Origin of the sequence: Saccharopolyspora sp. NPDC002686 (genome assembly GCF_040295745.1) — a bacterium.
In the GTDB taxonomy this organism is placed as follows: Bacteria; Actinomycetota; Actinomycetes; order Mycobacteriales; family Pseudonocardiaceae; genus Saccharopolyspora; species Saccharopolyspora oryzae.
The window spans coordinates 1-6,130 of the sequence record NZ_JBEOVY010000420.1; the positions used below are offsets into that span (position 1 = coordinate 1).

Genomic DNA, 6,130 nt, shown 5'->3' on the forward strand with positions numbered 1-6,130 from the left:
CTCTCCCCCCCCCCCACCCTCTCCCCTTGGGGGGTGCGGGGCCCCCCACCCGCCGTGGGGGCGCATTTAAAATTGAAACTGCGCCCCCTCGCAGACGGGACCAGGACTGGATCAGTCCAGCTTGGTCATCCAGCCGTGGGTGTCCTCGACGGTGCCGTGCTGGATGCCGGTGAGGCGCTCGCGGAGGCGCATCGTGAACTCGCCCGGCTGGCCGTCGGCGATGGTGAACTCGCCGTCGCGGTGCTTGACGTGGCCGACCGGGGTGATCACCGCTGCGGTGCCGCAGGCGAAGACCTCGGTGAGCTCACCGGTCGCGGCCTTCTTCTCCCACTCCTCGACCGTCACCTTGCGCTCCTCGACCTGCATGCCGAGCTCGCGGCCCAGCTCCAGCAGCGACGAGCGGGTCACGCCGGGCAGCAGGCTGCCGCTGAGCTCGGGGGTCACCAGGCGGGCGTCGGCGCCGGAGCCGAGCACGAAGAACAGGTTCATGCCGCCCATCTCCTCGACCACGTGCCGCTCGCACGCGTCGAGCCACACGACCTGGTCGCAGCCCTGCTTCACGGCTTCGGCCTGCGCGGCGAAGGACGCGGCGTAGTTGCCCGCGAACTTGGCCGCACCGGTGCCGCCGGGAGCCGCGCGCACGTACTCGTGGCTCAGCCACACGGTGACCGGCTTGATGCCGCCGGAGAAGTACGAGCCGGACGGCGAGGCGATCACGGCGTAGAGGTAGGCGTTGGCCGGGTTGTTGACGCCCAGGCCGACCTCGGTGGAGATCATGAACGGCCGCAGGTAGAGGGAGCTCTCCTCGGCGCTGGGCACCCACGCCCCGTCGACCGCGATCAGCTCGCGCAGCGACTCGAGGAACAACTCCTCGGGCAGCTGGGCCATCGCGATCCGCTTCGCGGAGTCCTGGAACCGCCGCGCGTTGGCCTGCGGCCGGAACGCGGCGATCGAGCCGTCGGGCTGGCGGTAGGCCTTGAGGCCTTCGAAGATCGCCTGCGCGTAGTGCAGCACCGAGGTCGCCGGGTCGAGTTCGAGCGAGTGGTACGGCTCGACGCGGGCGTCGTGCCAACCGCGGTCATCGGTCCAGCGGATGGTCACCATGTGGTCGGTGAAGTGCCGTCCGAAACCCGGGTTCGCCAGTACCTCTGCGCGGCGCTCGTCGCTGACCGGTTGCGGGTTGTTGGTCCGGGAGAAAGACAGCGCTTCAGTCATGCGCGTACCGTATCGCGCCGCCTCGAGCAGTGAAAACCCGATTCCCTAAAGTTGGTCGTCCAAGTATTCGAGGCCCGGTCACGCACCGCTGAGCGGATGCCACCGAGCGTCATCCGGAAGCTTCTGGAAACCGGCGTTCCGGGCTCTATGATGTGCTCATGAACCAGCAGGCCCCCACTCCGGTCCCCACCACCGCGCAGCAGGACGCGCTCGCCGCCACCCTGGCGGCTCTGATGCCCCTGGGTGGCGGCGTGCTCGTGGCGCTCTTCTACGCCTGGATGGGCGCTTTCGGGGTCGTCCTGGGGTTGGGCCTCGCCGCCGGTTGGGCGTTCTGGTGGCGCAACAAGCACCAGAGCTTCTTCCCGAAGGACCTGCGCGGCGGCTCGGTCATCGGGGTCGGCGCCCTGGTCGCCCTGGTCACCATCCTGCTGTTCATCGCGGCGGCCTCCCCGTCCTGACGGTCAGTCCTCGAGGAGTCCATCCGGCAGGGACGGCACCGACCACTTCGGATCGGGCCGGCTGTCGCAGTAGGTGCCGTCGAACGGGAACAGCTGCGCCTCGGCGAGCTCGATCATGCGCTCCCCCTCGGTCCGCAGCTGCTTGAGGTGCCAGCGGTCGAACCGGCCTGCCGACATCGCGGCGGCGAGTTCGTCCTCGTCCTTCCAGGACCACTTCCCGCCGGGGAACACCTCGACGTCCAGCACGCCGTCCACCCGCCGCACGCCGAACTCGTCGCGCCCCAGGGGCACCTCGAGGTTGACGTACCAGTTCCGGAAGGTCCCGTCGGGTTCGAAGAACCACCACACCGACACCCAGCGGTGGTCGTAGACCAGGCGCAGGGTGTCGGTGCCGTGCCAGGTGGACGGAGCCGGAACCCGCGGCCCGTTGAAGCGTTCGAACAGCGGCATCTCGCGCGGCGAACGACCGTCCGGCGAGGTCGTGGTCCGGATCGGGGTGCCGTCCACGACCCAGCACAGCAGCTGGTCACCGTCGTCCTCGACCACTCGTGCCGGGTGGACGGTGCCGAGGGAGCCGTCCAGGCGCCAGAAGCTGTAGAGCGCTTCCTCACCGGGCAGCCAGATCGGGGGTTCGATGGGTTTCAGGGAAAGGTTGCCTGCACTCGCGTTGAGCATGACCCGCCTCATCTCCAGCGACGGGACACGCCTCCCGTCACCAAAGGACCGATTAAAACGACAACAAGCGTCGCAAGCATCGCAGAAATCGGCATGCTCATCGCCAGGACGACGGACAACCCCATGCCGAGGCAGGCCCCGCGCATCGGCCAGCCACCCACGTCGGCCAGCAGCAATCGCGCCCCGGCGTTGGCGAAGGCGTAGTGCACGAGCAGGCTGCACGCGGCGAAGGCCATTGCCGTCACCGGCTCGACCAGCAGTGCTACCGCGACTGCGGCAACCCCCGCGCCGACGTCCAGCAGGTACGGCGTGCCGAAGCCGCTCCGACGTCCCAGCCCGCGGGGCAGGTCCCCGTCCTGCACCAGGGCCAGCGCGGTCGACCGGGCGGACTCCAGCGCGGCCAGCAGCACCGGCAGCAGCGCCACCGCGGCGCCGACGCTGACCAGCGGCGCGATCTCGGACGCGGCCGCCGCGGTCAGGACATCGCGGATCGGGGTCGGCGACAGCGCCAGCCGCGACCAGCCGAGCTGGTGCACCAGCGCCGCCGTCACCACCGCGAGCACCGCGGTCAGCGCGACGAACGAGATCACGACACCGCGCTTCAGCGCCGCCCGCGAAACCCGGTCGCGCTCTTCGGACGGAGCGGTCAACCGCTCGAAACCGAGGAAGGCGAAGAACAGCACCCCCGCGGCACCGGTGATGCCCACCGCGCTGTCCGCGGGTCCGACCCCGGTCGGAAGCGGTGGAACGGGCTCGATCGCGAAGCACGTGACGACCACCAGGGCCAGCACCGCGGCGGTCAGCGCGAGCCAGATCCAGGCCGCAGCACCGCGGATCCGCAACCCGGCCGTCGCCGAGAGCACCACGAGCAGGATCGCCACCGACGCCACCAGCGGCGCCGAGGCGGGCAGGAAGAAGTCGCCCAGCACTCGCGCGATCGCGGCCATCGCAGCGATGTGCCCGGCCACGTACGCACTGGCGCCGACCCGCGCGGCCAGCAGGCCCATCCGCCCGCGAACGCAGGCGTAAGCCGCCCCCGGACCGCGGTACGCGGCCGACTGGTGCGCGGTCGCCGATGCCGAACAGGTCGCGGCCAGCAGCGCGATCAGCAGACCGAGCGGGAACCACGCCCCGGCAGCGGCCGCTGCGGGAGCCGGGCCCACGAACGCACCGATGCCGAGCATCCCGCCGAGCGCCAGCGGAACCGCCCCGGAACCGGACGCGAGCCGGCTCGATTCAACCTGTTGGGCCACCCGACCACCCTTGCAGACGAACGACGACGGTGCAGCCGCCTGTCGGTTGACACCACAGCCACCCCGTGTTCCAGCGTAGGCGAGCGCCGGATCGATCTTCACCGCCGAACCGGGACCGCTCGGTGTTCGCCCGGCGAGAACAGACCCGAAGACCGCACTCGGAGGGGTTTTCCGGTGCCAGGCTCGGGTGACGGACGCATGCCTGGCCGGATTCACCCTCGCGTTGCGTTCTAGAGTGCGAATGGACCCAATGCTGACACGGCAGCTTCAACGGAGGATTGACACGTGACGACCCCGAAACTCTCCCTCACCGACACCGCGGTGACCAAGCTGGCCGTGGACGCACTCATCGTCGGCACCGCTCAGGGCACCGACGGCCTGCAGCTCGCGTCCGGCTCCGACCAGGTCGCGGCGGCTTTCGACGGCGACCTGCGCCAGGTGCTGACCACGCTGGGAGCGACCGGGAAGGCCGACGAGGTCGTCAAGCTGCCCGCCAGCGGCAAGCTGCGCGCCCCGGTCCTGATCGCGACCGGCCTGGGCAAGGTCGCCGACGGCGGACCGACCGGCGAGCAGGTGCGCCGCGCTTCCGGCGCCGCCGCCCGCGCGCTGACCGGCGTCGAACGCGCCGCCACCACGCTGTCCGATGTGGACCTCTCCGCCGCGGTGCAGGGCACCGTGCTCGGCGCGTACGCCTTCACCGGCTACAAGTCCAACTCCGGCGACGCCCCGGTGTCCGAAGTGGAGTTCGTGGTCGCCGACGCGAAGGCGGACGGTCACGCGCACGCGCTGAAGGGCGCCACCGCGATCGGTGAAGCGGTCAACACCGCCCGCGACCTGATCAACACCCCGCCCAACGACCTGTTCCCGGCTTCCTTCGCCGAGCGCGCCACCGAGCTCGGCCGCGCCGTCGGCCTGGAGGTCGAGGTGCTCGACGACCACGCGCTGCGCAAGCAGGGCTTCGGCGGCATCCTCGGCGTCGGCTCGGGCTCGTCGCGGCCGCCGCGCCTGGTGCGCCTGCGGCACAAGGGCCCGAAGGACGCCAAGAAGGTCGCGCTGGTCGGCAAGGGCATCACCTTCGACACCGGCGGCATCTCCATCAAGCCGGCCGCCGGCATGGAAGAGATGACCTCGGACATGTCCGGTGCGGCGTCGGTGGTGGCCACCATGGTGCTGGCAGCCCGGCTGAACTACCCGCTGGACATCACCGCGACCGTGCCGATGGCCGAGAACATGCCGTCGGGCACCGCCTACCGCCCCGGTGACGTGCTGACCATGTACGGCGGCAAGACCGTCGAGGTGCTCAACACCGACGCCGAGGGCCGGCTGATCCTGGTCGACGCGATCACCCGCGCCTGCGAGGACGAGCCCGACTACCTGATCGAGACCTCCACCCTGACCGGCGCGCAGGTGGTGGCGCTGGGCAAGCGCACGCCAGGCGTGATGGGCAGCGAGCAGTTCCGCGACCGGGTCGCGCGGCTGTCGCAGGCCGTCGGCGAGGGCGGCTGGCCGATGCCGCTGCCCGAGGAGCTGCGCGGCGACCTGGACTCCAAGCTCGCCGACCTGGCCAACATCACCGGCCACCGCTGGGGCGGGATGCTGGCCGCGGGCATCTTCATCGAGGAGTTCGTGGCCGACGGCGTGGAGTGGGCGCACATCGACATCGCGGGCCCGTCCTACAACTCCTCCGGCCCGTGGGGCTACACCCCCAAGGGCGGCACCGGAGTCCCGGTCCGCACCCTGGCCGCAGTCCTCGCGGACATCGCCGACCAGGGCTGAGCTCGCGCGGGCGGTCCGCTGCTCCGACTGGAGCCGTGGGCCGCCCGTTCGGCGTTACTCCGGTCGGTGGCGTATTTGTGACGTGGGCCGCAAAAGGATCACCACTGCACCCCGCGGCGGTGCAACGATGGGGCGATGACCGAATCGAAACCGGCCCCGCCGACGACGGCCCGGCACGGCTACCAGGTCGAAGTGGTCTGGACCGGCAACACCGGCCAGGGCACCAGCTCCTACCGCAGCTACGAGCGCACCCACGAGGTGCGCGCGGACGGCAAGGACGCCATCGGCGCTTCCGCGGACCCGGTGTTCCTGGGCGACGCCGACCGCTACAACCCCGAGGAACTGCTGGTCGCCTCGCTGTCGCAGTGCCACATGCTGTGGTTCCTGCACCTGGCGGCCGACAGCGGCGTGGTGGTCACCGGCTACCACGACCAGGCCCGCGGCATCCTCACCGAGAACCCCGACGGCACCGGCCAGTTCGAGTCCGTCGAGCTGACCCCGCTGGTGACCGTCTCCGACCGGGCCAGCGTCGACGTCGCCGAAGCGCTCCACGAGCGGGCCCACGAGCTCTGCTACATCGCCAAGGCCGTGAACTTCCCGGTCAACTGCACACCGACCACCCGCATCGCGAACTGAGAGGTCTCGCTGATCGGCTGCGCGATGTGGTGGACATACATGAAAACGGGATCCCGCAGCCAGGCGGCGTCTGAGGTTCCGCCACCCGCACCGCCACCCGAAAAGAGCCTGGAAAAC

General features: G+C 70.5%; 6 protein-coding genes. 3 read left to right on the forward strand and 3 right to left on the reverse strand.

All coding sequences use genetic code 11. The features are described 5' to 3' along the window. Positions 1 to 111: 111 nt before the first annotated feature. Positions 112 to 1,215, reverse strand: coding sequence for a branched-chain amino acid aminotransferase (locus ABTZ89_RS34330; RefSeq protein ID WP_270949473.1), 1,104 nt, complete (start codon positions 1,213 to 1,215; stop codon positions 112 to 114). Between the two features lie 158 nt (positions 1,216 to 1,373). Here ABTZ89_RS34330 and ABTZ89_RS34335 point away from each other — a divergent pair, with 158 nt between their 5' ends. Then, positions 1,374 to 1,673: a hypothetical protein gene (locus ABTZ89_RS34335; RefSeq protein ID WP_351052703.1), complete on the forward strand. Its 300-nt coding sequence runs from the start codon at positions 1,374 to 1,376 to the stop codon at positions 1,671 to 1,673. 3 nt (positions 1,674 to 1,676) lie between these two features. Here ABTZ89_RS34335 and ABTZ89_RS34340 read toward each other — a convergent pair whose 3' ends face one another. Then, positions 1,677 to 2,348 carry a ribonuclease FAU-1 family protein gene (locus tag ABTZ89_RS34340; RefSeq protein WP_270949475.1) on the reverse strand — a complete coding sequence of 224 codons (672 nt, stop codon included), beginning with the start codon at positions 2,346 to 2,348 and terminating at the stop codon, positions 1,677 to 1,679. Positions 2,349 to 2,356: 8 nt separating this feature from the next. Beyond that, on the reverse strand, positions 2,357 to 3,601 hold the full coding sequence (locus tag ABTZ89_RS34345; protein WP_351052705.1) for an APC family permease: 1,245 nt from the start codon (positions 3,599 to 3,601) through the stop codon (positions 2,357 to 2,359). Positions 3,602 to 3,886: 285 nt separating this feature from the next. Between ABTZ89_RS34345 and ABTZ89_RS34350 the strand changes: the two genes are divergently transcribed. Both ABTZ89_RS34350 and ABTZ89_RS34355 read left to right on the forward strand, forming a co-directional pair. After that, positions 3,887 to 5,377 (forward strand): leucyl aminopeptidase, encoded by a 1,491-nt coding sequence (locus tag ABTZ89_RS34350; protein WP_270949477.1) that lies wholly within the window; start codon positions 3,887 to 3,889, stop codon positions 5,375 to 5,377. Between the two features lie 135 nt (positions 5,378 to 5,512). After that, positions 5,513 to 6,013 carry an OsmC family protein gene (locus ABTZ89_RS34355; RefSeq protein ID WP_270949478.1) on the forward strand — a complete coding sequence of 167 codons (501 nt, stop codon included), beginning with the start codon at positions 5,513 to 5,515 and terminating at the stop codon, positions 6,011 to 6,013. Positions 6,014 to 6,130 lie beyond the last annotated feature (117 nt).